The 25,286-nt window shown below is 67.4% G+C and carries 20 protein-coding genes; 8 read left to right on the forward strand and 12 right to left on the reverse strand.

The genetic code is table 11. From position 1 onward, the window contains the following. Positions 1 to 14 precede the first annotated feature (14 nt). From AC1RM6_RS25900 to AC1RM6_RS25910, 3 genes are all read right to left on the reverse strand, one after another. Positions 15 to 2,051: a M13 family metallopeptidase gene (locus AC1RM6_RS25900; protein ID WP_493106682.1), complete on the reverse strand. Its 2,037-nt coding sequence runs from the start codon at positions 2,049 to 2,051 to the stop codon at positions 15 to 17. A gap of 274 nt (positions 2,052 to 2,325) precedes the next feature. Next, entirely contained in the window at positions 2,326 to 2,871 is a 546-nt protein-coding gene (locus AC1RM6_RS25905; protein ID WP_493106684.1) for a hypothetical protein, read from the reverse strand. A 102-nt stretch (positions 2,872 to 2,973) separates the two neighbouring features. Then, positions 2,974 to 3,867, reverse strand: coding sequence for an NmrA family NAD(P)-binding protein (locus tag AC1RM6_RS25910; RefSeq protein ID WP_493106686.1), 894 nt, complete (start codon positions 3,865 to 3,867; stop codon positions 2,974 to 2,976). Positions 3,868 to 3,982: 115 nt separating this feature from the next. Between AC1RM6_RS25910 and AC1RM6_RS25915 the strand changes: the two genes are divergently transcribed. Then, positions 3,983 to 4,888, forward strand: coding sequence for a LysR family transcriptional regulator (locus AC1RM6_RS25915; RefSeq protein WP_493106688.1), 906 nt, complete (start codon positions 3,983 to 3,985; stop codon positions 4,886 to 4,888). A 33-nt stretch (positions 4,889 to 4,921) separates the two neighbouring features. Here AC1RM6_RS25915 and AC1RM6_RS25920 read toward each other — a convergent pair whose 3' ends face one another. Then, entirely contained in the window at positions 4,922 to 5,734 is an 813-nt protein-coding gene (locus AC1RM6_RS25920) for an NAD(P)H-dependent oxidoreductase (RefSeq protein ID WP_493106690.1), read from the reverse strand. A gap of 111 nt (positions 5,735 to 5,845) precedes the next feature. On the opposite strand from AC1RM6_RS25920, the gene AC1RM6_RS25925 reads away from it, so the two are divergent. The 3 genes from AC1RM6_RS25925 to AC1RM6_RS25935 all read left to right on the forward strand — a co-directional run bounded on the left by AC1RM6_RS25925 (position 5,846) and on the right by AC1RM6_RS25935 (position 8,312). Then, positions 5,846 to 6,757 carry a LysR family transcriptional regulator gene (locus tag AC1RM6_RS25925; RefSeq protein ID WP_493106692.1) on the forward strand — a complete coding sequence of 304 codons (912 nt, stop codon included), beginning with the start codon at positions 5,846 to 5,848 and terminating at the stop codon, positions 6,755 to 6,757. A gap of 109 nt (positions 6,758 to 6,866) precedes the next feature. Continuing rightward, positions 6,867 to 7,826: an SDR family NAD(P)-dependent oxidoreductase gene (locus AC1RM6_RS25930; protein ID WP_493106694.1), complete on the forward strand. Its 960-nt coding sequence runs from the start codon at positions 6,867 to 6,869 to the stop codon at positions 7,824 to 7,826. 249 nt (positions 7,827 to 8,075) lie between these two features. Further along, positions 8,076 to 8,312, forward strand: coding sequence for a hypothetical protein (locus AC1RM6_RS25935; RefSeq protein ID WP_493106696.1), 237 nt, complete (start codon positions 8,076 to 8,078; stop codon positions 8,310 to 8,312). A 135-nt stretch (positions 8,313 to 8,447) separates the two neighbouring features. On the opposite strand, the gene AC1RM6_RS25940 is transcribed toward AC1RM6_RS25935, so the two are convergent. The 5 genes from AC1RM6_RS25940 to AC1RM6_RS25960 all read right to left on the reverse strand — a co-directional run bounded on the left by AC1RM6_RS25940 (position 8,448) and on the right by AC1RM6_RS25960 (position 14,053). Further along, entirely contained in the window at positions 8,448 to 9,287 is an 840-nt protein-coding gene (locus tag AC1RM6_RS25940) for a TorF family putative porin (RefSeq protein ID WP_493106698.1), read from the reverse strand. 430 nt (positions 9,288 to 9,717) lie between these two features. Then, positions 9,718 to 11,226 carry a SulP family inorganic anion transporter gene (locus tag AC1RM6_RS25945; RefSeq protein WP_493106899.1) on the reverse strand — a complete coding sequence of 503 codons (1,509 nt, stop codon included), beginning with the start codon at positions 11,224 to 11,226 and terminating at the stop codon, positions 9,718 to 9,720. A gap of 5 nt (positions 11,227 to 11,231) precedes the next feature. Then, positions 11,232 to 11,930 (reverse strand): carbonic anhydrase, encoded by a 699-nt coding sequence (locus AC1RM6_RS25950; protein WP_493106699.1) that lies wholly within the window; start codon positions 11,928 to 11,930, stop codon positions 11,232 to 11,234. Positions 11,931 to 12,029: 99 nt separating this feature from the next. Then, positions 12,030 to 13,346, reverse strand: a complete 1,317-nt coding sequence (locus AC1RM6_RS25955) for an ATP-binding protein (RefSeq protein ID WP_493106701.1) — start codon at positions 13,344 to 13,346, stop codon at positions 12,030 to 12,032. Beyond that, positions 13,343 to 14,053, reverse strand: coding sequence for a response regulator transcription factor (locus tag AC1RM6_RS25960; RefSeq protein ID WP_493106704.1), 711 nt, complete (start codon positions 14,051 to 14,053; stop codon positions 13,343 to 13,345). The genes AC1RM6_RS25955 and AC1RM6_RS25960 overlap by 4 nt, the downstream gene beginning before the upstream one ends. Before the next feature lie 198 nt (positions 14,054 to 14,251). On the opposite strand from AC1RM6_RS25960, the gene AC1RM6_RS25965 reads away from it, so the two are divergent. Continuing rightward, a complete protein-coding gene (locus AC1RM6_RS25965; protein ID WP_493106706.1) occupies positions 14,252 to 14,890 on the forward strand; it encodes a hypothetical protein in 639 nt (212 codons plus the stop codon). A gap of 188 nt (positions 14,891 to 15,078) precedes the next feature. Here AC1RM6_RS25965 and AC1RM6_RS25970 read toward each other — a convergent pair whose 3' ends face one another. From AC1RM6_RS25970 to AC1RM6_RS25980, 3 genes are all read right to left on the reverse strand, one after another. Beyond that, on the reverse strand, positions 15,079 to 17,565 hold the full coding sequence (locus tag AC1RM6_RS25970) for a branched-chain amino acid ABC transporter ATP-binding protein/permease (protein WP_493106708.1): 2,487 nt from the start codon (positions 17,563 to 17,565) through the stop codon (positions 15,079 to 15,081). Further along, complete coding sequence (locus AC1RM6_RS25975) at positions 17,562 to 18,431, reverse strand: branched-chain amino acid ABC transporter permease (RefSeq protein WP_493106710.1); 870 nt, start codon at positions 18,429 to 18,431, stop codon at positions 17,562 to 17,564. Before AC1RM6_RS25975 ends, AC1RM6_RS25970 begins: the two co-directional genes overlap by 4 nt. 181 nt (positions 18,432 to 18,612) lie before the next feature. Next, positions 18,613 to 19,815: an ABC transporter substrate-binding protein gene (locus AC1RM6_RS25980; protein ID WP_493106712.1), complete on the reverse strand. Its 1,203-nt coding sequence runs from the start codon at positions 19,813 to 19,815 to the stop codon at positions 18,613 to 18,615. A 237-nt stretch (positions 19,816 to 20,052) separates the two neighbouring features. On the opposite strand from AC1RM6_RS25980, the gene AC1RM6_RS25985 reads away from it, so the two are divergent. From AC1RM6_RS25985 to AC1RM6_RS25995, 3 genes are all read left to right on the forward strand, one after another. After that, positions 20,053 to 20,829 carry a GntR family transcriptional regulator gene (locus AC1RM6_RS25985; protein WP_493106714.1) on the forward strand — a complete coding sequence of 259 codons (777 nt, stop codon included), beginning with the start codon at positions 20,053 to 20,055 and terminating at the stop codon, positions 20,827 to 20,829. Next, positions 20,826 to 21,494, forward strand: a complete 669-nt coding sequence (locus AC1RM6_RS25990) for a flavin reductase family protein (RefSeq protein WP_493106716.1) — start codon at positions 20,826 to 20,828, stop codon at positions 21,492 to 21,494. Before AC1RM6_RS25985 ends, AC1RM6_RS25990 begins: the two co-directional genes overlap by 4 nt. Before the next feature lie 484 nt (positions 21,495 to 21,978). Beyond that, on the forward strand, positions 21,979 to 25,260 hold the full coding sequence (locus tag AC1RM6_RS25995) for a TonB-dependent receptor (protein ID WP_493106717.1): 3,282 nt from the start codon (positions 21,979 to 21,981) through the stop codon (positions 25,258 to 25,260). Positions 25,261 to 25,286: the final 26 nt, after the last annotated feature.

The raw sequence follows: 25,286 nt of genomic DNA on the forward strand, positions 1-25,286 counted from the left end.
CCCGCCGGAGCACATCACCAGATCCGCGGGCGATCCGCCGGTGCGACGTAGAAGGCGTCGCCCGGCTTGACCCCGAACGCCGCATACCAGGCGTCGATGTCGCGCACCGGACCGATCGTGCGGAAGCGCGACGGGGTGTGCGGATCGGACGCGACCTGCTGCTTGACCGCGTCGGGGCGCTGCTTGTCGCGCCAGCTCTGCGCGAAGGCGAGGAAGAAGCGCTGGTCGCCGGTCAGCCCGTCGATCACCGGCGCCGGCTTGCCGCCGAGCGAGCGGATATAGGCATCATGCGCGATCAGCAGTCCGGCGAGGTCGGCGATATTCTCGCCCATCGTCAGCTTGCCGTTGACGAACATTCCCGGCACCGCTTCGAACTTGTCATATTGCTTGCCGAAAATCTCGGCCTGCGCGTCGAAGCGCTTCGCGTCCTCGGGGGTCCACCAGTCGCGCATCTTGCCGGCGGCATCGATCTTGCGGCCCTGGTCATCGAAGCCATGGCTGATCTCATGGCCGATGATCGCGCCGGCGGCGCCATAATTGACCGCGGCATCGGCCTTGGGATTGAAATAAGGCGGCTGGAGGATGCCGGCGGGGAACACGATCTTGTTTTCCTCGCCGCCATTATAGGCGTTCACCGTCTGCGGGGTCATCAGCCACTTGCCGCTGTCGACCGGCTTGTTGAGGTCGGTGAGCGAATAGCGCCATTCGAAGGCATGGCTGCGTTCGACATTGCCGTAGAGATCACCGGCCTCGATCCGCAGCCCCGAATAGTCGCGCCATTTGTCGGGATAGCCGACCATCACCTTCATCGCGCTGAGCTTGGCGAGCGCCTCGGTCTTGGTCGACGGGCTCATCCAGGGCGCGCCCTTGATGCGATCGGCCATCGCCGCCTTGAGATTGGCGATCAGCTGTTCCATCGCCGCCTTCGACGCCGGCGGGAAATAGTCGGCGACATAGGCGCGGCCGACCTCCTCGCCGAGCGAACCGTCGACCAGCGTCGTGCCGCGCTTCCAGCGCGGGCGCTGTGCCGAGACCCCCGACAGGCTGCGGACGAACTCGAACCGGCTGTCGACGAAGCGCTTCGAGAGATACGGCGACGCCTGGTAGATGGTGTGGAAGCTGTTCCACGCCTTGAGCGTGTCGAGCGGGGTCTTGGCGAAGATCGCCGCGATCGCCGGCATCGCCGATTTCTCGTTGACGATCATCGTGCCCGGGTCGGGAACCCCGGCGGCGTCGAGATAGGTCTTCCACGGGAAATCGGGGGCGAGCGCGGCCAGTTGCGCCAGCGTCATCGGATTGTTGGTCTTTTCGAGCTCGCGCCGATCGGCCTTGGCCCAGCTGACCTTGGCGATCTCGGTCTCGAACGCCAGGATCGCGTCGGCATGGACCGCGGGATCGGGATAGCCCGCCATCGCCAGCGCCCGTTCGACAAAGGCGCGATAGGCGGTGAGCTGCGGCTTGAAACCGGGCTGGAGATAATAATCGCGGTCGGGCAGGCCGAGGCCGGCCTGGCCGACATAGAGCGCGTTGATGCCGGGCCGGTTCGGATCCGAATAGACGTCGATCGAGAAGAGCGGCAGCCCGAACCCGCCCGCCTGCGCGCCGTTGAGCGCGGCGAAGCCGGTCTTGTCGGACGCCGCGGCGATCTTCGCGAGATCGGCCGCCAGCGGCTTGGCATCGAGCGCGTCGACGGTCTTCTCGTCCATGAAGCTGCGGTAGAGGCCGCCGATCAGGCTGGTCGGCGGCGCCGCCTCGATCAGGCTGCGCAGCTGGATCTGCGACAGGTTGAACACGTCGTAATCGACCCCCGCCGAGGCCTGGTCCGACGGAATCTCGGTGCGCTTGTCCCAGGCGCCGCTCGCATAGGCCGCGAAATCATTGCCCGGCTTGACCGACAGGTCGCGCGCCGAAAGATCGACGCCCCATGGCTCATAGGGTTTGGCGTGGGCGGCGGTCGCCACCTTGCCGTCGATGACCGGCGCCTCCTGGGCGATAAGCGGAGCGGTCGCCAGTGCGGCGGCGGCAACCGAGGCGAGAAGAAGCAATTTCATGCGTGACCCCTGCGATGCGATGACAGTGTTGCTAGCCTAAAGCACCGCCGCATTCCAGCCACCCGGCGCCAGCCAGGATCCCGTCGCGTGGGCTTACATTGCCCGTCTCCCTTGAGCGGGCCCGTCATCCCGGATTTAATCCGGGATCTCACTTCTTCTTCCGCGCGCCAAAGGCAAAGAGATTCCGGGTCGAGCCCGGAATGACGAAGGGGAGAGCGCCTATCGGAACAGGCCCCGGGGTGACGACGAAACCGCAAACACCCGACCCCTCCCCTCAAAAATCGACGATCGGCTTGTCGGGCGGCGGCTGATTGTCCTTCGACAGGAACAGGAACTGGCCCGCATCGACCGCACCGTCCTTCTCGACCAGGTCGAGGGTGCCGCCCTTGAAGCGCCAGCTCGCGACACTCCCCGACACCAGCGCCCCGCCGCGCGCCTGCATCTTGCGGGTGGTGATCGCCGGCTTGCCATATTTCTCGCTGAACGCCGCCAGCAGCGGCAGGAAGGAGCGCGCCTCGAACCGGGCGCTCACCCGGTACAGCCGGGCCTGATAATAGTTCATCGTCAGGTAGAAGACATGCTCGCCGCCGATCGTCGCGAGCCCGATATTCGCGCAGCTCATCTTGACCGTGCCGCTGCACGGGCGGCCGTTGAGCTCGGTCATCGTCGTCGGCGTCTCGCTGTCCTGCCCGAGAAATTCGAACACCGGCAACGGCTTCGGCGCGACCTTCTTCGGGCTGGGCGCGGGCTTGCGGCCCTCGGCCAGCGACGGGGTCAGGATCGATGCGATCATAAGCAAGGCCGGCAAGGATTTCCGCATGCGCCACTCCTGGTTCGGACGATCCCGAAAGACCCCGTTTCCCCTTCAGCGCCGGCTGAAATCCTAGCCATTTTCGGCGACATTGCCACCGCCTTCGGCCGATTAGGACCGCTGCGAACCTTTCTCCTGTTCGCGGTGCCGGTCGACCAGTGCGGCGATCGCGGGGCCGATGCCGATCCGGCCCTTACGGGCACCGGCGCCTTGGTCGGCGAAATCGATCCAGCCCTCGTTGAAGCCGTCGATCATCCGCATCCGCGGCATCGGGTTCGCCATGCCCTGTGCGCGGAAGATCGCCTCCCATGCGGCGCGCGGCACCGCCTCGGCACGCACCGGGCGACCGAGCGCATCGGCGAAGGCGGCGGCGATCATCGCCGGACTGACCCGCGCCGGGCCTTCGAGTTCGACGACGCGCGTGCCTCTCCAGTCCTCGCGCAGCAGCGCAGCGGCGGTGCTACCGACATCGGCGGTCGCGACCATCGCCACCGGTCGGTCGAGCGGCTGCAAATGGGAATGGATCACACCCTCCCCAGCGGCCGACGCGATATCCCATTCGGCATTGTCGATGAACCACGCGGCGCGCAGAAAGGCGACCGGCATCGGCAGGTCGGCCAGCCCGGCCTCGAGCAGGCCGAGCGCGCTCAGCAGATTGGGCTCGGTCGCCTCGGCGCCGATCGTCGACAGCACCACCAGCTTTGGCGGCGCGGCCCGCAGCACCGCCTCGCGGATCACCGCGATCCGCGACCTCGCCTCGGCAAGGCCCGGCATGGGATCGAACGCCGGCGGCAACAGGATGAACGCCCCCTCGACACCAGCCAGCGCCGCGGCCAGCGGATCGACCGCATCGACATCGGCGATCGCGACGTCGCAGCCCCGGGCCGCCCAGGGCGCGCCCTTGTCCGCATCGCGGACGATCGCGCGGACACTTTGCCCGTCGTCGAGCAGCGTCCGCGCCAGCGCGCCGCCGACCTTGCCGGTGATCGCAGTGATGGCAAACATGATGGTCTCCTTGTTCCTGGCTGATGACCATCATGACTAGCCGCTTGGCACTGCGGCTTCGAACGCCGATATGTCACCATAGTCCGGACACAGATTCAGGAATGGGCGATGACCGATGACCTATGATGGGCGGCTGCTGGCCGGGGTGACGGTGCTGATGGCGGTGGTCGAGGCAGGCAGCATGGTGCGCGCCGCCGAGTCGCTCGGTCTGTCGCCCTCGGGGGTCGGGCGCGCGGTCGCCCGGCTCGAGGCGCGGGTCGGGGTGCGGCTGATCGACCGCACCACCCGGACGATGCGGCTGACCGACGAGGGGCGTCGCTTCCACGCGGCGGTCGGGCCGCATCTCGACGGAATCGAGGCGGCTGCCGCCGAAGCCGCCGGGGCGGGCGCGCATGTCCGCGGCCGGCTGCGGGTCAATATGGACCCCTTCTTCTCGCGCACCATCCTCGCGCGGCACCTGCCGGGCTTCCTCGCCGCCTGGCCCGACCTGCGGATCGAACTGATCATGCGCGACGCGGTCGGCGATCTCGTCGCCGACGGCTTCGATCTGGCGTTGCGCTTCGGCGATCCGCCGCCGGGGTCGTTCGTCGCGCGCAAGCTGGTCGACACCCGCATCCTGACCGTCGCGGCCCCTGCCTATCTCGCCGCGCGCGGCCGGCCGTCCCATCCGTCGCAACTCGGCGCGCATGACTGTATCGACTTCTGGGACGCCGCGCATGGCCGCGCCTATGACTGGGAATTCCGCCGCGGCGCCGAGATCCTGCCGGTGGCGATCCGTGCGCGGCTGATGACGTCGGATTCGGGGACGATGCTCGACGCCTGCCGGGCCGGCGCCGGCATCTGCCAGATCATGGCGCTCGGCACCGGCGCTGCGGTCGCCGACGGATCGCTCGTCGACCTGTTCCCCGACTGGGATGGCGAACGCTTCGTACTCCACGCGATCCACCCGTCGCGCCGCCACCGCCCGGCCAAGGTCGGCGCCTTTCTCGACTTCGTCGAAGGGGTGCTGGCCGGGCGATGACGCGCGGCGGAGGGCCGCCTTTCGCAGTCCTCCTCAGGCCGTCCGCGCCAGCTTCTCCGCCGGATCGCCGGGCCGCACGAGGTGGATGTCGGTCCCGAACCCCTCGCCCAGCCCCGGCTTGAGCACCTGCCGGCCGTCATAATGGCCGCCATTCTGGGTGCGGAAGGCGATCGGTGCATCATCGAACAGCCCGGCCAGCCGCGCATCCCAGGCCGCGGCGACCGCGGGCCAGTCGGCCTCGGCGAGATGGTTGCTCTGGAAGATCGCGAAGGGCGGCAGCACCGCCATGCCCGGATAGAAGAACATGCCGTGCTGGATCGGCCAGAGGATCTCCTCGAGCCGGCCATTGACCCCGCGATCGCCATAATGGGGTTCGCGGCCGCCGATCGTCACCGCGAGCATCGCCCGGCGGCCGCTGAGCACGCCCTCGCCATAGCGCTCGCCCCAGCGTTCACCGCCATGCTGGCCGACGCCATAAGCGAAGCCGGCGGCATAGACCCGATCGATCCAGCCCTTGAGGATCGCCGGCATCCCGAACCACCATAAGGGGAAGCTGAAGATCACCGCATCGGCCCGGAGCAGCTTCGCCTGTTCGGCGGCGACGTCGGACATCTGCGTCCCCGATGCGAAGGCGTGACGCGACTCCGCACCATAAGCGAGCCGCTCGGGCCGCGCCCGGTCCCGGAAATCGTCGGCATCGGCGACCGCCTTCCAGCCCATGGCGTATAGGTCGGAGACCTCCACCGCATGGCCCTGCGCGGTCAGGGTGGCGACCGCGCGGTCCTTGAGCGCGCTGGTCAGCGACCGGGGTTCGGGATGGGCATGAACGATCAGGATATGGGCCATGATTTCCTCGAATATTTCGCCGGCGCATCGCGACGATCGCCGTCGACGGCCTATCTGGCGACGGCCCAGCCATAGTTGAAATCGAATATCCTCTGTGCTGGTATAAATCCTATGGATATCTTTACGCTCGACCTGACCCTGCTCGCCACGCTCGACATGCTGCTCGCCGAGCGCAACCTGTCGCGGGCGGCGCGGCGGCTGAACCTGAGCCAGCCGGCCTTGTCGGCGCGGCTGGCACGGCTGCGCGACCTGTTCGGCGATCCGCTGCTGCTGCCCGCGCCGCGCGGGATGATACCGACCCAGCGTGCGCTCGAGTTGCAGGCACCGCTGCACGAGGCGCTCGAAGGGGTACGCCAGGTCGTCCAGCAGGGGGCGGCGTTCGATCCCGCCCGCGCGACCGCGACGGTGGCGATCGCCGCGAGCGACTATGGCCAGCTCGCGGTGCTGATGCCGCTCGCCCGGGCGCTGCGCCGCGAGGCGCCGGGCATCCGCATCGCCGCGCGGACGATCGATGCGATGGCGCTCGCCGGCCTGACCGAGCGTGGCGAGATCGACCTGGCGCTGATGACCCCCGAGACCGCGCCCGACATGCTGCGGATGCGGCGGCTCTACCGCGAGGATTATGTCGCGATCGCCCGACACGACCATCCGGCGGTGCGCGGCACGCTCGATCTCGATGGCTTCTGCGCACTCGACCATGTCATCGTCTCGCCGCAGGGCAGCGGCTTCCACGGCCCCACCGACGACGCGCTAGCGGCGGTCGGGCGCAGCCGCAACGTCGTGCTGTCGGCGCCCGGATTCCTGGTGGTGCCCGAGATCGTCGCGCGGTCGGACATGATCGCTCTGGTCCCGCGGCGGATCGTCCGCGACCGCGCCGACCTGCTTCAGCTGCTCGCACCGCCGGTGCCGGTCGCCGGCTTCGAGATTGCGATGGTGTGGCACGATCGGACCACCACCCACCCGCTCCAGCGCTGGCTGCGCGACAGGATCGTCGCGATCGTCGCCGATCATGCCGCCGAATAGCCGGGCATCGTTTCGGGAGGATCGGGCAAGAGAAAGCGAGGATCGGAAGATCGGCTGCGCCGGAGGCTCCCTATATCGGGGCGACACCCGAGAAATGGAGAGACTGGTCATGACCGCAATCTTCGGCGCCACCACCACGACCGACGAACTGCTCGACGGCGTATCGCTGGCCGGCAGGCATATATTGGTGACCGGCGTCTCGGCGGGCCTCGGCATCGAGACCGCCCGCGTCCTCGCCGCGCATGGCGCAAGCGTCGTCGGCGCGGTGCGCGATCTCGCCAAGGCGCGCGCCGCGACCGAGGCGGTGCGCCAGCAGGCCGAAGCCGCGGGCGGCAGCCTCGATTTCGTCGAGTTCGATCTCGCCTCGCTCGCCAGCGTGCGCGCCTGCGCCGACGCGCTGGTCGCCGACGGCCGCGGGTTCGATGCGGTGATCGCCAATGCCGGGGTGATGGCCTGCCCGCAGGGCCTGACCAAAGACGGGTTCGAGACCCAGTTCGGCACCAACCATCTCGGCCATTTCGTGCTGGTCAACCGGATCGCGTCGCTGCTGAACGACGGCGCGCGGGTGGTGAGCCTGTCGTCGGCGGGGCATCGCTATGCCGATGTCGATCTCGACGATCCGAATTTCGAACGCACCCCTTATGAGCCGTTCGTCGCTTATGGCCGCTCGAAGACGGCCAACATCCTGTTCGCGGTCGAATTCGACCGCCGCCATCGCGACCGCGGCATTCGCGCGACCGCGGTCCACCCCGGCGTGATCTACACCGAGCTGGTCCGCCACATGAGCGAGGCCGAGGTCGAGACGCTGATCGCCCAGGTCGCGGCCAGCCATGCCCCGGGCGAGCCGCCCTTCCTGCTCAAGACGATCCCGCAGGGCGCCGCGACCTCGATCTGGGCCGCGATCGTCGCCGATGCCGATGCGGTCGGCGGTCGCTACTGCGCCGATTGCCGGGTCGCCCCGATCAGCACCGACGGCGTCCGCGACGGGGTGCGTCCCTATGCGATCGACCCCGACCATGCCCGCGCCTTGTGGGCGAAAAGCGAGGCGATGGTCGGCGAGACCTTCTGAAGCGCCTGCTCCACTAACCCTTCTTCGTCATCCCGGATGCCATCCGGGATCTCACATCTTCTTCCGCCGCCAAAGGCAAAGAGATTCCGGATCAAGCCCGGAATGACGAAGGAAGGGAGCGCCCGGCAATCATCGGCGGCGGCCAGACATGAAACCGCATCGCCAGCAATATTTCCTCACAAAGCCGGGACATCGGAGCAAAACAGGATCGCCATCTTCTGTTTCAGTAACAATGAGCAGGAGAATATGATGTTGCTTCGCCTCGCCCTCGCCGCTTCGCTGGCCGTCGGCGCGACCGCCGCCTCGGCGGCCGGGATTTCGGAAACCCACACCCGACTGATGCTGCCGCCCGCGAAGGGCCTGGCGCCGGTCTATCGCCCGATCGCCGCCGACAAGGATTGCGCGGTCAAGCCGGCGCAGGTGACCCCGCCGGGCAAGACCGCGCTGCCCGACACCGCTTATGCCGCACGCTGCGCTTCACGCTGACAGTGATGGAGAGGGGCCGGCCGCCAAGGCCGGCCTGAAACGGCAAAGGGGCCGCGGTTCGCACCGCGGCCCCTTTTTCGTTACGCTACAGATGATGCTGCGGAGCCGGCCCCGATGGGACCGGCTCCTTTGCCGTCAGAAAGCCGCCGAGATCGAGAACACGACCTGCTTGCCCGAGATCGGCTTGCCGTTCTTGGTCGAGCCGAAATTGGGACGCAGATAGGTGCCGTCCGACGTGCTGATGTTGGTGTCGGTATAGGCGACCCCGAGCACGACCGGGCCGAGCGCATAGTCGGCGCCCGCCATCCAGTCGAGATATTCGCCGGTCGGCGCGACGCTGGTGCCGTTCGGGCCGAGGCCCGAATTGCCGTGCGAATAGCCGAGATGCGCCTTCACCGTGATCGGCGTGTTCGGGATGCCGCCGCTGACGTCGCCCCACAGATAGAGATTGTCGTTCTTCTTGCCCGGCGCGTCGGGGATGCCCGTCGCATAGGAAGCCGCGTTGTTGTACCATTTGCCGAGCGCCTGCTGCTTGGGCGCATAGGCGACGCCGGCGAGGATCGTCGCGGGGCCATAGGTGGTGCTGAGCTTGATATAGGGCTCGGCGAAGTCGGTGTCCGACGCGCCGCCCGGATACATGTACCACAGCAGGCCGGCGTCGACGGTCAGGCCGTTGCCCAGCGTCTTCTTGAAGCCGCCATAGAGGTCGAGTTCGGTGTTCGAGCCGCCGAACGTGCCCCAGCCCGACAGGTTGGACGCCCAGGTGCCGGCATAGAGCCCGCTCTCATGGGTGACGCTCAGGCCACCCTGGACCGCCAGTTCCTCGTCGGACTGCGAAACGCCGCGGAAACGATAGTCGGACACCAGCGCCACCGAACCCGAGACGGTGAAGGGCCCGGCAGGTGCCTCCTGCGCCGCGGCCGGAGCGACCGCCAGCAGCGAGGCGGCGGTGGCAAGCATGATCTTGGTGCGCATTCAAATCCCCTTATATTGCCTATGTCCCTCCTCCCGTTCAGCGTCGCGATTTTATCGGTGCGGATCCAGTAGCTGGTCCGGCGATCACTATTGAACGATCGAGGACTAACATCGCCCGGCGGTTTGATAATGGGATTTGCGACCGCGTTTACTATGTTGTCACGAATAGTGACTTTGATGATACGGTTATTGTCTGGTGCAATGCTGCAATGTTAACGATATTGTCTAATTCATGTCGAAATGTTTCCGGATGTCGGACAATTATCGGCGCAGGCGGGGCGTGCTCCGTCCGAAACTGGTCCGGCCCGAAGCTGCGGAAGGGGGACCTCCGCGACTCCGGGCCGGTGGGACAGCCTCCGCGCGAAGGGCGCTGCGCGGGGCTACAGGGGGGCCGACCAGGCGTGCCGGCCCCCAAGCTCGATGTGTCTCGTCAATGCGCCGGGGCGAGCCCCTTCAATCGCGTGGGATCGCCATTGAACTCGATGCTTCCGCCACCCGCGCGGCGACGCTGGAGCCATTCGCTGAGCATCTCGGCGCAGGTATGGTCGATATGGCGCAACCGCTGGATGTCGATCCGGACCGGGCGCCCGGCCGGGGTGGCGTCGAGCGCCGCCGACAGCCGCGGCAGCGACAGGAAGGTCGCGGTGCCGTTGAGCACGATCACGCAGCGCTGGTCGTCCTCGCTCTGGTCGACCTTCAGCCGCAGCCTGCGGGCATGCGGGATCAGTTCGATCAGCGTCAGCGCGAGGCCGACGATCACCCCGGTCAGCAGGTCGGTCGCGACCACCATGATCAGCGTCGCCGCCCAGATCACCGCCGGCAGCGGGCCGTAATTCTGGAACAGGTGACGGACATGGTGGAGGCTGACCAGCCGCCAGCCGGTGACGACGAGGATGCCGGCGAGCGCCGCCATCGGGATCTCGCGCAGCAGCCAGGGCAGCAACGCGACGAAGGCGAGGATCCAGGCGCCGTGCAGGATCGCCGACAGCCGGGTCATCGCACCCGCCTGGACGTTCGCCGACGAGCGCACGATCACCCCGGTCATCGGGATCGACCCCGCGGCACCGCACAGCATGTTGCCGATGCCCTGCGCGCGCAATTCCTTGTTATAGTCGGTGCGGACCCCGTCATGCATCCGGTCGACCGCCGCCGCCGACAGCAAGGTCTCGGCGCTGGCGATGAAGGCGATGGCGAGCGCGGTGACGAGGATCGACGGATCGATCAGCCGCGACAGGATATCGGGCCCCGGCAACACGACGGCGGCGACGATCGATTCGGGCACATTGACCCGCACCACGTCGAGCCCGCCAAGGAAGGCGACCAGCGTGCCGGCGACGACCCCGACCAGCGCGCCCGGCACCAGCCGCAGCGCCGCGGGCCGGAACTTCTCCCAGGCGAGCATCGTCCCGATCGTGATCAGGCCGACGAGCACCGCCAGTTCGGCGCCGGCGATACTGGTCGACAGGCCGAGAATCTGGCCCGGCATCGCCGCGAGATTCTGCAGACCGCTGGGCAAGGGCTTGTCGTCGAACATGACGTGGAACTGGCCGACGACGATCAGCACGCCGATGCCCGCGAGCATGCCGTGGACGACGCCCGGCGAGATCGCGCGGAACCAGCCGCCGAGGCGGAAGATGCCGGCCGCGACCTGGAAGATGCCCGCGAGGATCAGGATCGGCCCGAGCGCGGACAGCCCCTGTTTCTGGACGATCTCGAACACGATCACCGCCAGGCCGGCGGCGGGGCCGCTGACCTGGAGCGGTGATCCCGCGAGCGCGCCGACGACGAGACCGCCGATGATCCCGGTGATCAACCCCTTTTCGGGCGGCACCCCCGAGGCGATCGCGATGCCCATGCACAGCGGCATCGCGACGAGGAAGACGACGATCGACGCGGTGAAGTCACGCGACAGCGTCTTGCCGCTGAACATGGACAGCAACGATGTCATTCGGCGGCTTCCGCATGCGCGAACTGCGCGGCGGCGAGGCGCTGCACGGCGGGAACCGCGATCGGCAGCGGACGCTCGGCGCTCAGCAGTTCGAAGGCGCCGGTTTCGCCGTCGAGGCCGAGGATGGTCCCGTCATGGATGTCGACGAACCAGCCATGGAGCGCGATCCTGCCGCGCGCGATCTCGGCGGCGACCGACGGATGGGTGCGCAGATGGTTGATCTGGGCGACGACATTTTCCAGGCTGACCGCGCGGACGCGCTCGGCCTCGTCGAGGTGCGGATAGGCTTCGTTCACCACCTCGAGCGCGGCGTGCGAATGGCGCAGCCAGGCGGCGACGTTCGGCATCCGGCCGAGGCCTTCGAGATTGTTGAGGCCCTTCATCGCGCCGCAGTCCGAATGGCCACAGACGATGATGTCGCTGACGCCGAGCACCATCACCGCATATTCGACGGTCGAGGTGACCCCGCCATTGGCCGAGCTGTAGGGCGGGACGATATTGCCGGCGTTGCGGCAGACGAACAGATCGCCGGGCTGGGCCTGCATGATATGTTCGGGAATGACGCGCGAATCCGCGCAGGATATCATCAGCGCCTTGGGGCTCTGACCATCCCGCACCAGCTTGCCATAGAGCGCAGCCTGGCCGGGAAAAACCTGCTTCTCAAAGCTGAAGACGCGACCGAGAAGCTCGTTCATGGGAGTACTCCTTGCAACATGCGCCCACATCGGGGGCGGATGATACAAGGATGGCGATCGCATTTTGCCGCAGTGCAGCGTTTTTGTAACTTAGTGTTTCTACGCGCTTTTCGGCAATCTAATCTCGACTTTCAGCCCGCCCTGCGGCCGGTTCGACAGGCGTAGCGTGCCGTCCTCGCGCTGGACCGCGGCGTCGGCGATCGCGAGGCCGAGCCCCAGACCAATGGTGTTGCGGCTGCGCGCCGGGTCGAGCCGCTGGAACGGCTTGAGCACGCTTTCCATCGCCGCCTGGGGAATGCCGGGGCCGTCATCCTCGACCGCGATCACCACTTCGCCGGCGGTCGAGCGCAGGGTGACGGTGACCGACTGGCCATATTGGAGGGCATTGTTGACGAGATTGCCGATCGCCCGCTTCATCCCGCTCGGGCGGACGCGGACGTCATAATGGTCGGGACCGATATAGCGCGCCGCGCGGCCATGGTCGCTGGCATCGTCGACGATCGTCGCCAGCGTCACCGCGATGTCGATCGGCACCGGATTTTCGGGATCGCTATCGCCGCCGAAAAAGGCCGACAGCGACGACAGCATCGCATCGACCTCCTCGAGATCGCGGGTCATCGCCTCGCGCAGCGCATCCTGATCGATGCCGTCGGCACGCAACCGCATCCGCGCGATCGGGGTGCGCAGGTCGTGCCCGACCGCGGCGAGCGCCTGGGTGCGGTCGTCGATCAGCCCCGTGATCCGCGCCTGCATGCCGTTGAAGGCATGGATCACCCGGCGCACCTCGCTGGGCCCCTGTTCGGCCAATGTCGTCGGCCGGCCATGGCCGATCGCGTCGGCGGCGGTCGCGAGGCTGCGCAACGGGTTGAGGATATGGCGGACCAGCAGCCCGCCGAGCAGGATGATCGCGAGCGCCGGCACCAGCGCGAGCAGGATGCGGTTGGCGAAGAAGGTGCTTTCCTCGAGCAGCCGCGGCGCGATGAATTCGACCCAGCTGCCGTCGCCGAGCCGCATCTGTCCGAACACGACATTGTTGCGCCCCGGCGACTTGAGCCAGAGGCGCAGCTGGCGCTGGGCGAGCGCCGGTTCCCAGACCGTGACCTGCGACCGCATCTGCGGCAGCGCCGGGGCTGCCGGCGGCGGCTGGCCGCGCTCGGCGCGCCAGCGGATCGTATAGCGTTCGGTGGTGAGCTGGTCGGCGAGGTCGGGCCGGTCGGCGATTTCGCCCGCGGCGAGCACCTTGTTGACGATCACCAGATGCTCGGCGAGGCGATGCGCCTCGTCCTCGCGCACCGACAGCCGGCTGGCCCGCTCGTAGAGAAGCGTGCTGACCGCGAATTCGATCACGACCGTCAGCAGGACGATGGCGAAGATCTGGCCGATCAGGCCGATCGATCGCCGATGAAACAGACTCAAAAGCGGTGCACTTCCTCGTTGAGCATATAGCCGGTGCCGCGCACGGTAACGATCGGCGGCACCCCGCCGCGCAGCGACAATTTGCGGCGCAGCCGGCTAATCAGCACGTCTATGCTGCGGTCCGACGAGTCCGACAAGCGGGTGCGCGACAATTCGATCAGCCGTTCACGGCTGAGCACCCGCTGCGGATGATGGAGGAAGCTCGACAGCAGGTCGAATTCGGCTCCGGTCAGGTCGACCACCGCGCCGCTCGGGCTGAGCAGCTCGCGCCGCGGAAAATCGACCAGCCAGTCGCCGAAACGCGCCTTGCCCTCGCCGCCCGCGCCGTGGCGGCGGTCCATGCCGCCGCGGCGCAGCACCGCGCGGACCCGGGCGATCAGCTCGCGGGTCCCGAACGGCTTGGGCAGATAATCGTCGGCGCCCAGCTCGAGTCCGACGACGCGGTCGGTCTCGCTGTTCTTGGCGCTGACGAAGATGATCGGCACGTCGCTGCGCTGGCGGATCTGGCGGCACAGGTCGATGCCGTTGGTGCCGGGCAGCATCACGTCGAGCAGGACCAGGTCGACCGGCGATGCCTCGAAGCCTATCCACATCTCGGGAGCCGAGCTGGCGGGACGCACTTCGAAGCCATTTTCCTGCAATGCGCGCGAGGTAACCGTGCGCAGGCCGGGATCGTCCTCGACGAGAAGAATGGTGGGTGCTGTCACGTCTGTTTGTGATCCGATTGTTGCGATGATGTCTTGTGTAACACCGAACTAGGTACGCGTTTCCCGGGGGTCAACCGCCCAGCCCCAAGGCTTTCCGCACAGCAACAATTTGTCATCAACCGGCCGCTGGACAGCAAAAGGCCGCCTCCAGATTCGCCATAACGGCCCCGATGGCGGGGTATTGCCAAGGAGATGACGATGCGTTTTGCCAGGATCGCGATGACCGCGCTGCTGATCGGTGCCCCCGCTGTCGCGCTTGCGAACGTCGAATTGCCAAATAAAGTTTACGGGCTGACCCCGGAAAGGGTGCGGGCGGCCGCGCTGGTCGAGGACGACGCGCTCGAACATGTGACGACGATCTCGACCAAGCCCGCTTATGACCGCTTCAACCGGTCGCTCGACACCGTGGCGCTGGCCGACAATCATCTGCGCGCGGTGATCGACAAGCGCACCGGCGCGACCCGCTACGAGGTCCACCAGTTCACCCGCTACTGGGGCCCGCGCCGCGACTATACCCTCGCCCATTATGAGAGCGTCGACGGGCTGAAGACGGTCAAGCCGCTCCACGCGCGCGACGGCACCGACGCCTGCCCGAACGAGGAGACCAACGGGCTGTGCTCCTTCTCGAAAAATGTCGCGTTCGAGGTCGACGAAGCGACGATCCGTCGCCTCGCCGCGAGCTATGCGCCCGGCGCGAAGACGAGTTGGGCTTTCAAGCTCAAGGACAGCGCCGGCGGCGACGTCCGCGACGCGCTGGTCCCCGCCGAGGCGGCCGGCCTGCTCCAGGCGGTCGACGCCTATCGCGCGACGCTGGCGCCCAGGCTCAGCATGAAGTGACGGGATTGGCCGGTTCCGTGGGTGCGGGACCGGCCCTTTTTCGCGCCTCTCTTTAACTTCGTCATGCTGAACTTGTTTCAGCATCCACCGTGCGACAAGGGGCCGTTCCCGAGAGGAAGAGTAGATCCTGAAACACGTTCAGGATGCGGTTTCAACGGCAGCGCACCAAATCTTGCCTGCCGCCCGTTTCAACCGGCCCCGCCCAGATAGCTCTCCGCCAGCGCCGGATCCGCCGCGACCTCCGCAGCCGGCCCCTGCGCGACGATGCGGCCCCCGCTCAGCACATAAGCGCGGTCGGCGATCGCCAGCGCCACATCGGCCATCTGGTCGACGATCAGCATCGCCACCCCCTCGGCGCGCAGCCGGTCGAGCTGGTCGAACAGATCCTCGGTCGCCTTCGGGGAAAGCCCCAGCGAGGGCTCGTCGAGCAGCAGCAGCCGCGGCTCGGCCATCAGCGCGCGGGCGATCGCGAGCATCTGCTGCTCGCCCCCCGACAACAGCCCGGCGCGGCGATGCATCAGCCGGCGTAACACGGGGAAGCGATCGAACATCGCCTCGAGCCGGTCGGCGGCGCCCGCGCGGCGGGTGAAGCCGCCGAGGCGGATATTGTCGCGCACCGACAATTCGGGGAAGACCTGCCGCCCTTCGGGCGACAGGGCGATGCCGTGGCGGACGCGCGCGGCGGCACCCCAGCCATTGGCGCGCTGCCCCTCGAACAGCAGGTCGCCCGCCGCCGGCGCGAGCAGCCCCGACAGCACCCGCATCAGGGTCGACTTGCCCGCACCATTGGCGCCGAGCAGCGCGACGGTCTCGCCGGCCTGGATGTCGATCCAGATATCGTCGAGCACCGGCGCCGCGCCATAGCCGGCACCGACCGCGCCCAGCCGCAGCAGGTCGGCGCGCGGGCGCGCGTCGGCAAGGTGGACGCGCGGCGCCCGCGCCGGGCCGCTGCCGAGATAGGCGGCGCGGACCGCCTCGTCGGCCTGGACCTGCGCCGGGGTGCCGTGCGCGATCGGGATGCCCGCGGCGAGCACGACGATGTCGTCGGCGGTGCCCATCACCAGCCCCATATCATGTTCGACCAGGCCGATGCCGATGCCAGTAGCGGCGATCGCGCGCAGCAGCTCGGCCAGCGCCCGCTTCTCGGCCTGCGACAGCCCGGCGGCGGGCTCGTCGAGCAACATGATGTCGGGATCGGTGGCAAGCGCGCGCGCGATCTCGACCAGCCGGCGGTCGACATGGGCGAGGTCGGCGGCCAGCGCGGCGGGATCGCCGGCATAGCCGCAGGCGATCAGCAGCGCACGCGCGGCGGCGCGCTCGTCGCTGCGGTCGGCCAGCGCCCGGTCGAACAGCCCGCCCGGCCGCCCCTTGCGCATCGCCAGCTGGACATTGGCCTCGACGCTGAGACTCCCGAACAAGGCCGAGCTCTGATAGCTGCGGGCGATCCCGGCGCGGGCGAAACCGAAGGCGCGGCCGAGCGGAAGCGGCGCATCGCCGATCGCGATCGCCCCGGCCTGCGGGCGATAATAGCCGCTCAGCATCGCGAGCGCGGTCGACTTGCCCGCGCCATTGGGCCCGATCAACGCGGTGATCCGTCCGGGGACGACCGCGATGTCGAGCCCATCGACCGCGCGCACCCCGCCGAATCCGATCGCGAGACCGCTCGCGCTCAGCCCGGCGCGCGGGCGCGCCGCGGCCAGCGCGATCCGTGCGGGAGCGGGACCGATCCCGGTCCGAATCCCGACCAGCCGGGCGAGCGCACCGGCGACGCCGCCCGGCGCCACCCACAGCACCACCAGCACCAGCAGGCCGTAAGCCAGCGTGCGATAGGCCTCGAACGCCGACAGTATCTCGGGCAGCAGGCCGACGATCAGCGCGCCGAGGATCGGCCCCGACAGCGTCCCCGCCCCGCCGATCACCACCACCAGCACAACCATGATCGACAGCGAGAAACCGAAGCTCTGCGGGGTGACGAACGCCGCCATCGGCGCGAACAGCCCGCCGGCCAGCCCGGCGCAGAAGGCCGACAGCGCGAAGGCGGCGATGCGGATGCGCACCGGATCGATGCCGATCGACGCCGCCGCGACGTCCGAATCGCGCACCGCGCGCAGCGCCGCGCCCCAGGGGCCGGCGGCGATCCGGCGCGCGGCGACGAAGGCGGCGGCAGCGGCGAGCAGCGCGATCGCCACCGCACCGCGATCGCCGAGATCGATCCCGAAGAGATGGATCGAGGGGATGTCGAGGATGCCGTTCTGGCCGCCGGTCAGCGGCTCATACTCGATCAGCGCCTGCTCGACGATCAGCCCGAAGGCGATCGTCACCATCGCCAGATAGGGGCCCTTCACCCTGAGCGCCGGGATCGCCAGCAACACCCCGAGCGCCGCCGCGACCGCGGCGCCGACCGGCCAGGCGATCCAGAAGCTGATCCCGTAGCGCGAGGTTGCGATCGCGACCGCATAGGCGCCGATCGCATAGAAGCCGGCATGACCGAACGAGATCTGGCCGTTGAGGCCGATCAGCAGGTTGAGCCCGATTCCGACCAGCGCGAGCAGCGCGATCTGGCCAAGCACGAACACATAATAATCGTTGAGCAGCAAAGCCGCGGCGAGCGCCCCCGCCAGCCCGGCGAGCGCGAGGCCGGCGGCGAGCGCCGGGGCGAGCAGCAGCCGGCTCATATCTTGCGCACCGCGGCGCGGCCGAGCAGCCCGTCGGGGCGCACCGCGAGCGCGGCGATCACCACCGCGAAGCTGATGATCAGGGTGAAGCCCGATCCGAGGCCCAGCGTCACAAGCGCCTCGCCGACCCCGAACAACAGGCCGGCGATCACCACCCCCCAGGCGCTGCCGAGCCCCCCGAGGATCGCGACGGCGAACGCCTTGAGGCCGAGGATCATCCCCATGTCGGTCTGCACGTTGAGCAGTGGCGCGATCATGATCCCGCCGACGCCGGCGAGCATCGAGGCGATGACGAAGGCGATGCCGATCACCGCGCCGGCGGGAATCCCGACCAGGCTGGCGGCGTCGCGGTTCTGCGCGACCGCGAGCATCGCGATCCCGCCGAGCGTGCGGCGGCGGACGAGGTCGAGCAGCGCGGCCAGCCCGATCGCGACCGGCGGGATCAGCAAATGGAGCGGGTGGACGCCCAGATCATGGCCGGCGAGGCGCACCGTGCCCTCGGCGAGCGACGAGCCGAGGCTGCGCGGCTCGGCGCCGAAGATCATCATCGCGACATTATCGGTGACCAGCCCGAACGCGACCGTCGCCATCAGCCAGGCATCCGACCGCTGCGCCAGGAACGGCCGCACCGCGATCCGTTCGACGACCAGGCCATAGCCGCCGCAGAGGATCAGCGCGACCGGGATCGCGGCGACCATCGGCAGCCCGGCCTGGACCAGCATCAGCGTCGCGACCGCGCCGAGCATCGCGCATGACCCTTGCGCGAAGTTCATCGCCCCCGACACCGACGCGGTGATGTGGAAACCGAGCGCGATCAGCGCATAGACGCTGCCGAGCGCCAGCCCGCCGAGGATCGCGGCGATCATGGGTGCGCACCCTGACGATCGCCCGCCAAACCCCAATCGCCACCCCGGACTTGTTCCGGGGTCCACTGGACCGGTAGCGCTCCGCTCGAAATCGATGCGCTCGTTGCCCGGTGGACCCCGGAACAAGTCCGGGGTGACGGATAAGGGACGTGCGAATGTCGATGCGCCATCACGCGCCCGCTCAAACCGCCGGCGCCGGCGCGACCGGCCGGATATGATCGCCCTCGAACTGCGCCCAGATATAGTCGGTCTCGGTCAGCGCATCATGGCCGCCGCCGGCGAACGGCTTGTCGTAGCGCTTGATCAGCCCGTCATAGCCGTCGACCTTGGCGAAGCCCTGGCGGATCGCGTCGCCGTCGATCGATCCGGCGGCGGCGATCGCCAGCGCGGCGAGGTGCATCGCATCATAGGCGTTGGCGACCCCGACCGCCGGGGTGACGTCCTCGGGGCCCTTGATCTCGGGATATCTCGCCTTGAGCGCCGCCATCACCCGATCGCGAACCTTGGCCCGCTCGGGCGACGGCGTCCCGAAGAAGCTGTAGGTCTGGATGAACTTGACCCGCGACGCATGCGCGCCCGCCAGTTCGCCGAAGCGACCGCCGGCCGGGCCCCAGTGCGACACCACCGGCACGTCCCAGCCCATCCGGTCGAGCGACTTGACCACCTGCGCCGACGGACCGACCGTCGCGACCATCATCAGCACGTCGGCGCCGGCGGCGCGCAGCCGGCTCAGCTGCGGGGTGATGTCGACATCGGTGCCTTCGAACTTTTCGTAACCGGCGGCGGGCAGGCCGGCCGCGGCGAGCGCGGTCGCCAGCCCCTTGGCGTTGGATTCGCCCCAGGGGTTGTTCTGCAGGATCATCCCCGGCTTCTTCGCGGCATAGCGCGCCTTGGCGAAGCCGACCATCGCATGGTCGACCCGCTCGTCGACCGCCGAGACCCGGAACACATAATTGGGATCGGTGCCGTTGGCGGTGATCGCGGTGCCCGCCGCCCAGGGGACGACGAACGGGATCTTCGCCGCGGTCGCGACCGGCACGATCGCGCGGGCGACCGGCGTGTCGAGCCCACCGAACAGGATCGCGACGCCCTCCTTGTGGATCAGCTCGCGCGCGGCGATCACCCCTTTGGCGGGATTGCTCTCGTCGTCGCGGCGCACCAGCTCGAGCATCCGCCCGCCGAGCAGCCCGCCGGCGGCGTTGATTTCGTCGATCGCGATCGTCAGCCCCTTCGAGATCGCCTCGCCGGCGCGCGCCGATTGTGCCGACAGCGCGGTGATCAGCCCGATCCGGATATTGCCGTTGCGCTTGCAGCCGCCGACCGCGACGGTGGCGGCGGCGCCCAGGATCGCGGCGATGATGGCTCGGCGGGAAGGATCGAACATGATTCGCACCTCAGCAGGATTGTCGGACTTTGCCGTTGGCGATCAGAAACATTATTTACGACAAATCGTCAACGATTTTATTATTTATTGATTTACGATTTTTGATCCCATAAGGTGACATCATCGGATCGACGGCGTGTCCCGCAGCCGCGTCGATCCGGCCGGAGGATGGTTTCGGGCAGATGTGCAAAGCGTCGCCCGCGAAAGGCATGACAGATGGAACGGAAGATGCTGGACATGGACTCGGATCAAGACGCCCCGGCCCCGCGCAGGACGCGCGGACGCCCGCCCAAGCCGCGCGCCGAGGCGCCCGCTCCGGTGGCATCGCAGGCCGACGCCGACGCCGCGGTCGATATCGAACGGAAGATCTACCAGACGGTGTTCGACGGGGTGCTCAACCAGCGGCTGACGCCGGGCACCAAGCTGCCCGAACCGGCTCTGTGCGAACTGTTCGGGGTCAGCCGGGCGGTGATCCGCAAGGTACTCCAGCGGCTCGCGCACGACCGGATCGTCGAGCTTCGCCCCAATCGCGGCGCGGTGATCGCCGCCCCCACCCCCGAGGAGACCCGCGAGATCTTCGAGGCGCGACGCGCGCTCGAAATGGCGCTGGTCGAGATCGCGGTGATGCGGCACGGTGGCAAGCCGATCGAGGAGCTCGACGCGCTGATCGACAAGGAGCGCGAGACGCTCGACAACAGTTATCAGCCCGCCTGGGCGCAGCGCGCGCGCGATTTTCATCTCAAGATCGCGACGCTGGCGGGCAACCCTATCCTCAGCGCCTATCTGACCGAGCTGATGTCGCGCTGCTCGCTGATCGTCGCGCTCTACGCACCGGCGGGCAATGCCGAATGCGAACATGCCGAGCATCGCAAGATCGTCGCCTATATCGCCAAGGGCGACGTCGCCTCGGCCCGCGCCGAAATGGCCGCGCATCTGCGGCATCTCGAGGACAGCATCATCCTGCAGCGGCCAGCCTCGGCGCAGTCGCTCGCGCAGATGCTCAACCTCGGATGATCGCCGCCGAACCACCCTTCCCGCCCACCGATCATGTCGATTTCGGGGCGCTCAGCGCCTATCAGCGCTACAAGCTGATGGCGAGCCTGATCGTGCCGCGGCCGATCGCACTGGTGACCAGCATCAACGCCGACGGGGTGGTCAATGCGGCGCCGTTCAGCATGTTCAACATGCTCGGCGAGGACCCGCCGCTGGTGATGATCAGCGTCAACCGGCTGACCGACGGCGCGCTCAAGGACACCGCCGCCAACATATTGCGATCGAAGGAATTCGTCGTCCATATCGCCGACGAGGCGATCGCCGCGCAGATGCATGGCTGCGGGGTCAGCCTGCCCCCCGACCAGAGCGAACTGGCGCTGGTCGGGCTCACCCCCACCTCCTCGCTCGGGGTCGCCCCGCCGCGGATCGCCGAGGCGCCGGTCGCGTTCGAATGCGTGCTGTGGGAGGTGATGGAGACCGACAGCCGCTATATCTTCTTCGGCAAGGTGCTCCACCTCCACGCCCGCGAAGGGCTGGTCGATCCGGTCGCCTGGCGGGTCAACCTCCAGACCTATTTCCCGGTCGCCCGCTTCGGCGCCAGCTTCTACGTCAACACCCGCGAACGCTTCTCGCTCGAGGGCGACGGGGTGGCGGAAGTGCGCGAGACGCCGATCGATTCGATGTAGGCTTGGCCTGGGCTGCTCCGCGAGAAGGCGCCTCCCCTCCCCCATCACCGTCATGCTGAACTTGTTTCAGCATCCACTCTCATACTCGGGAACGCTCCCCCGTCGCACGGTGGATGCTGAAACAAGTTCAGCATGACGGCGATTTTTGGGTGCTGGCCGGGCGACTCTGACCAATGCCGTCGCCCCCATGCGCATTCCCACGAATCGTCAACGATTCGCGAAACGAATCGTCGCAACCGCCTCCGACCGACGCTTTTCCGCGGCTTTCGCCACCGCCAAGCTCCTCCCCACATCCGTTAACCCTCGACAAAATCAACGTTTACGAATTATTTTTAAATCGTTGACGATTTTTGCTTGGATGATGAACGGAGTTGAACCTATTGTTGCACTGCGATGACGCTCTCGCCGGCTGCACAGGGGCAGACCGGCGGCACCGATAGGGGGTGCGGCAGCAGGCCGGGCGGGTTCGATAAAGGGGTTCGACATGACACGTCCGTGGAAATACGCGTCCGGTGCGGCCTTCGGGGCGATCAGCCTGGCGATGCTCGCCGCGCCGTCCGCAGTGCACGCGCAGATCATCACCGGGTCGATCAACGGCCGGCTGACCGATGCCGGCGGCGCGCCAATGGCCGGCGTGCCGATCACCATCGTCCATGTCCCCTCGGGCACCACCACCAATGTCGTGACCAGCGGCGACGGCGCCTTCGCCGCGCGCAACCTGCGCCCGGGCGGCCCGTACAGCGTCACCGCCAGCGCGCCGTCGGGCAAGCGCACGGTCGAGGTCGCCGCGATCAACACCGGCGACGCCTATCAGCTCGACTTCGCGATCGAGGACCAGGCCGCCGAGATCGTCGTCACCGGCGCCACGGTGCGCGGTGCGGGGCTCAAGACCGGCCCCAGCTCGAACTTCTCGGCCGCGCAGATCATGACCGCGCCGTCGATCAGCCGCGACCTCAAGGATCTCGCCCGGATCAACCCGTTCGTCGCGATCGATCCGACCAACAGCGACGCTTTGGTGTGCGGCGGCGCCAACAACCGCACCAATTCGCTGACGATCGACGGCGTCCGCCAGAACGACGATTTCGGGCTGCAGGCGAACGGCTATCCGACCCAGCGCTCGCCGATCTCGCTCGACGTGGTCGAAACGCTCGGGGTCGAGCTCGCCCCCTATGACGTCAATTACGGCCAGTTCGGCGGCTGCACCCTCAACGCCACCACCAAGTCGGGCGGCAACCTGTTCCACGGCACCGCCTTCTTCGAATATACCGGCCAGCAGCTCCAGGGTAAGGATTTCGAATATACCGACTTCCAGGACGGCACCGATCAGAAACGGGTGCTCGGCGGCAAGTTCCACGAGAAGACCTATGGTGCGACCCTGTCGGGACCGATCATCAAGGACCGGCTGTTCTTCACCTTCAACTATGAGAAGTTCGAACGCAGCGAACCCTCGCTGGTCGGCCCGACCGGATCGAGCTTCGCCAACCAGGTGCCCGGCGTCACCGCCGCCCAGGCCGACCAGGTCCGCCAGATCATCCAGAACGTCTATGGCTATGATCCGCTCGGCTATCAGGCGACCAAGCTGCCCAGCAAGGACGAGAAATTCTTCGGCAAGCTCGACTGGAACATCACCGACGGCCAGCGCGCGGTCGTGTCGTACCAGCAGACCAAGGGATCGACGATCCAGTCGAACGGCAACGTCCTGACCGGCAGCAGCACCTCGCTGGGGCTGCTCTCCAAATGGGTCGAGCGGCAGAATAATCTGTGGGTCTACAAGGGCCAGCTCTTCTCCGACTGGACCGAGAATTTCTCGACCGAGCTGTCGGCGTCGTACAAGAAGATGGACAATCCCAGCCAGCCGCTGGCCGGCGCCGACTATGCCCAGTTCCGGGTGTTCCTCAACGGCACCACCACCGGCCCCAGCATCTATGCCGGCACCGACGCCGCCTATCAGGCGAATGCGCTGACCACCTATCTCCAGCAATATCGCGCCAAGGCGACCTACAGCGCCGGATCGCACAAGATCACCGGCGGCTATGAGCGCGAGACGCTGAAAATCTACGACCAGTTCGTGGTCAACGCCAACGGCGCCTACACCTTCAACTCGATCGCCGACCTGCAGGCGCGGATCGCCTCGTCGCTCAGCTATTCGAACGCGCCCAGCAACGACAAGGCCGACGCTTCCTTCACCTTCCACACCACCACCAACACCCTCTATCTGCAGGACGAATGGTCGGTGACCCCGCGGCTGACCCTGAAGGCCGGCCTGCGCTACGACTTTTACGACCAGAAGGACGCGCCGCCGACCAACCCGATCGTCACCGCCCGCTACGGCATCTCGAACAGCGAGAATCTCGACGGCAAGCATCTGCTGCAACCGCGCTTCGGCTTCAACTGGAAGCCCGACCCGACCCTCACCGTCTATGGCGGGGTCGGCCTGTTCGGTGGCGGATCGCCGACGGTGTGGACCGCCAACACCTATTACAACACCGGCCTCGCGCTCGGGAACGTCAACTGTACCCGCAACGCCAGCGCCTCGGCCGCCTGCCTCGCCGCGATGAGCAATGTCAGCGCGACCGCGGTCAATGGCGGGATACTCGCGCTCAACACCGCCAGCGCCTCGCTCGGCCAGGGGCTGATCAACGCGCTCGACAAGGACTTCAAGCCGCAGTCGACCTGGAAGGCGTCGATCGGCGTCCAGAAGAGCTTCGACCTCGGCCGCTTCGGCGACGGCTGGCGGCTGGCGAGCGAATATATCCACAGCTCGGTGCAGGATGCGGTCGCCTGGTACGAACTCTACGGCGCCGCCAACCAGGGCCCTAACGCCCCCGACGGCCGCCCGACTTTCCTGCGCACCCGCGACAACCGCGCCGACATCCTCGTCACCAACACCTCGAAGGGCCATGCCGATCAGATCGCCTTCGCGCTGGGCAAGGCGTGGCGCGCCGGCCCGCTCGAGGGGCTCGACATGCAGTTCTCGCACACGATCATCAAGTCGAAGGACGTCAACCCCGGCATCACCACCGTCGCCGCGTCCAACTATAGCGGGGTGGCGACCGCCGATCCGAACGATCCGCCGCTGGCCACCTCCAACTATGAATATCGCAACCTGACCAAGCTGGTCGCGAGCTATGAGAAGAAGCTGTTCGGCGACTATCGCACCCGCATCTCGCTGTTCGGTCAGCGCCGCTCGGGATCGCCGTTCAGCTACACCTTCGATGTCGCCGCCAACACCGCGGTCGCCGATACGCTGGTCGGCGAGGCCGGATCGATCGCCGCGCGCAACCGCCAGCTCGTCTATGTCCCGACCGCGGTCAACGGCGCGGTGACCGCGACCAGCGATCCGATCGTGCGCTATGCGTCGGGCTTCGATCTCAACGCGTTCAACGCCTTCCTCAAGCGGACCGGGCTGATCGACTATGCCGGCGGCATCGCCCCGCGCAACGCCTTCCGCTCGCCGCACGTCACCCAGATCGACATGCGGATCAGCCAGGAATTGCCGGCGTTCATCAACAGCCACGTCAAGACCGAGGTCTATCTCGACATCGAGAATCTCGGCAATCTGCTCAACAACAAATGGGGCGTGATTCAGCAGATCGCCTCGCCCTATGTCTCGGCCAATGTCGCCGCGCGCAACTGCCAGTTCGCCGGGGTCTGCTCCACCCAGGGCAATTTCTACGAATATACCGGCTTCACCAGCCGCGCCGCGACCAGCTTCAACAATGTCTCGGTGTGGCAGATGAAGGTTGGAGCACGGGTAAAGTTCTGAGATGGGTTCGCCACGAGAGGATGACG

It is taken from the genome of Rhizorhabdus sp. GW822-FHT03C02 (genome assembly GCF_058801765.1).

Coding starts and splice junctions, on each gene's coding strand:
- AC1RM6_RS25905 (WP_493106684.1), bottom strand. CDS start 2,871: ATGCGGAAATCCTTGCCGGCCTTGCTTATGATCGCATCGATCCTGACC.
- AC1RM6_RS25950 (WP_493106699.1), bottom strand. CDS start 11,930: ATGAACGAGCTTCTCGGTCGCGTCTTCAGCTTTGAGAAGCAGGTTTTT.
- AC1RM6_RS25970 (WP_493106708.1), bottom strand. CDS start 17,565: ATGAGCCGGCTGCTGCTCGCCCCGGCGCTCGCCGCCGGCCTCGCGCTC.
- AC1RM6_RS25930 (WP_493106694.1), top strand. CDS start 6,867: ATGACCGCAATCTTCGGCGCCACCACCACGACCGACGAACTGCTCGAC.
- AC1RM6_RS25900 (WP_493106682.1), bottom strand. CDS start 2,051: ATGAAATTGCTTCTTCTCGCCTCGGTTGCCGCCGCCGCACTGGCGACC.
- AC1RM6_RS25915 (WP_493106688.1), top strand. CDS start 3,983: ATGACCTATGATGGGCGGCTGCTGGCCGGGGTGACGGTGCTGATGGCG.
- AC1RM6_RS25940 (WP_493106698.1), bottom strand. CDS start 9,287: ATGCGCACCAAGATCATGCTTGCCACCGCCGCCTCGCTGCTGGCGGTC.
- AC1RM6_RS25990 (WP_493106716.1), top strand. CDS start 20,826: ATGATCGCCGCCGAACCACCCTTCCCGCCCACCGATCATGTCGATTTC.
- AC1RM6_RS25985 (WP_493106714.1), top strand. CDS start 20,053: ATGGACTCGGATCAAGACGCCCCGGCCCCGCGCAGGACGCGCGGACGC.
- AC1RM6_RS25965 (WP_493106706.1), top strand. CDS start 14,252: ATGCGTTTTGCCAGGATCGCGATGACCGCGCTGCTGATCGGTGCCCCC.
- AC1RM6_RS25935 (WP_493106696.1), top strand. CDS start 8,076: ATGTTGCTTCGCCTCGCCCTCGCCGCTTCGCTGGCCGTCGGCGCGACC.
- AC1RM6_RS25910 (WP_493106686.1), bottom strand. CDS start 3,867: ATGTTTGCCATCACTGCGATCACCGGCAAGGTCGGCGGCGCGCTGGCG.
- AC1RM6_RS25980 (WP_493106712.1), bottom strand. CDS start 19,815: ATGTTCGATCCTTCCCGCCGAGCCATCATCGCCGCGATCCTGGGCGCC.
- AC1RM6_RS25925 (WP_493106692.1), top strand. CDS start 5,846: ATGGATATCTTTACGCTCGACCTGACCCTGCTCGCCACGCTCGACATG.
- AC1RM6_RS25975 (WP_493106710.1), bottom strand. CDS start 18,431: ATGATCGCCGCGATCCTCGGCGGGCTGGCGCTCGGCAGCGTCTATGCG.
- AC1RM6_RS25995 (WP_493106717.1), top strand. CDS start 21,979: ATGACACGTCCGTGGAAATACGCGTCCGGTGCGGCCTTCGGGGCGATC.
- AC1RM6_RS25920 (WP_493106690.1), bottom strand. CDS start 5,734: ATGGCCCATATCCTGATCGTTCATGCCCATCCCGAACCCCGGTCGCTG.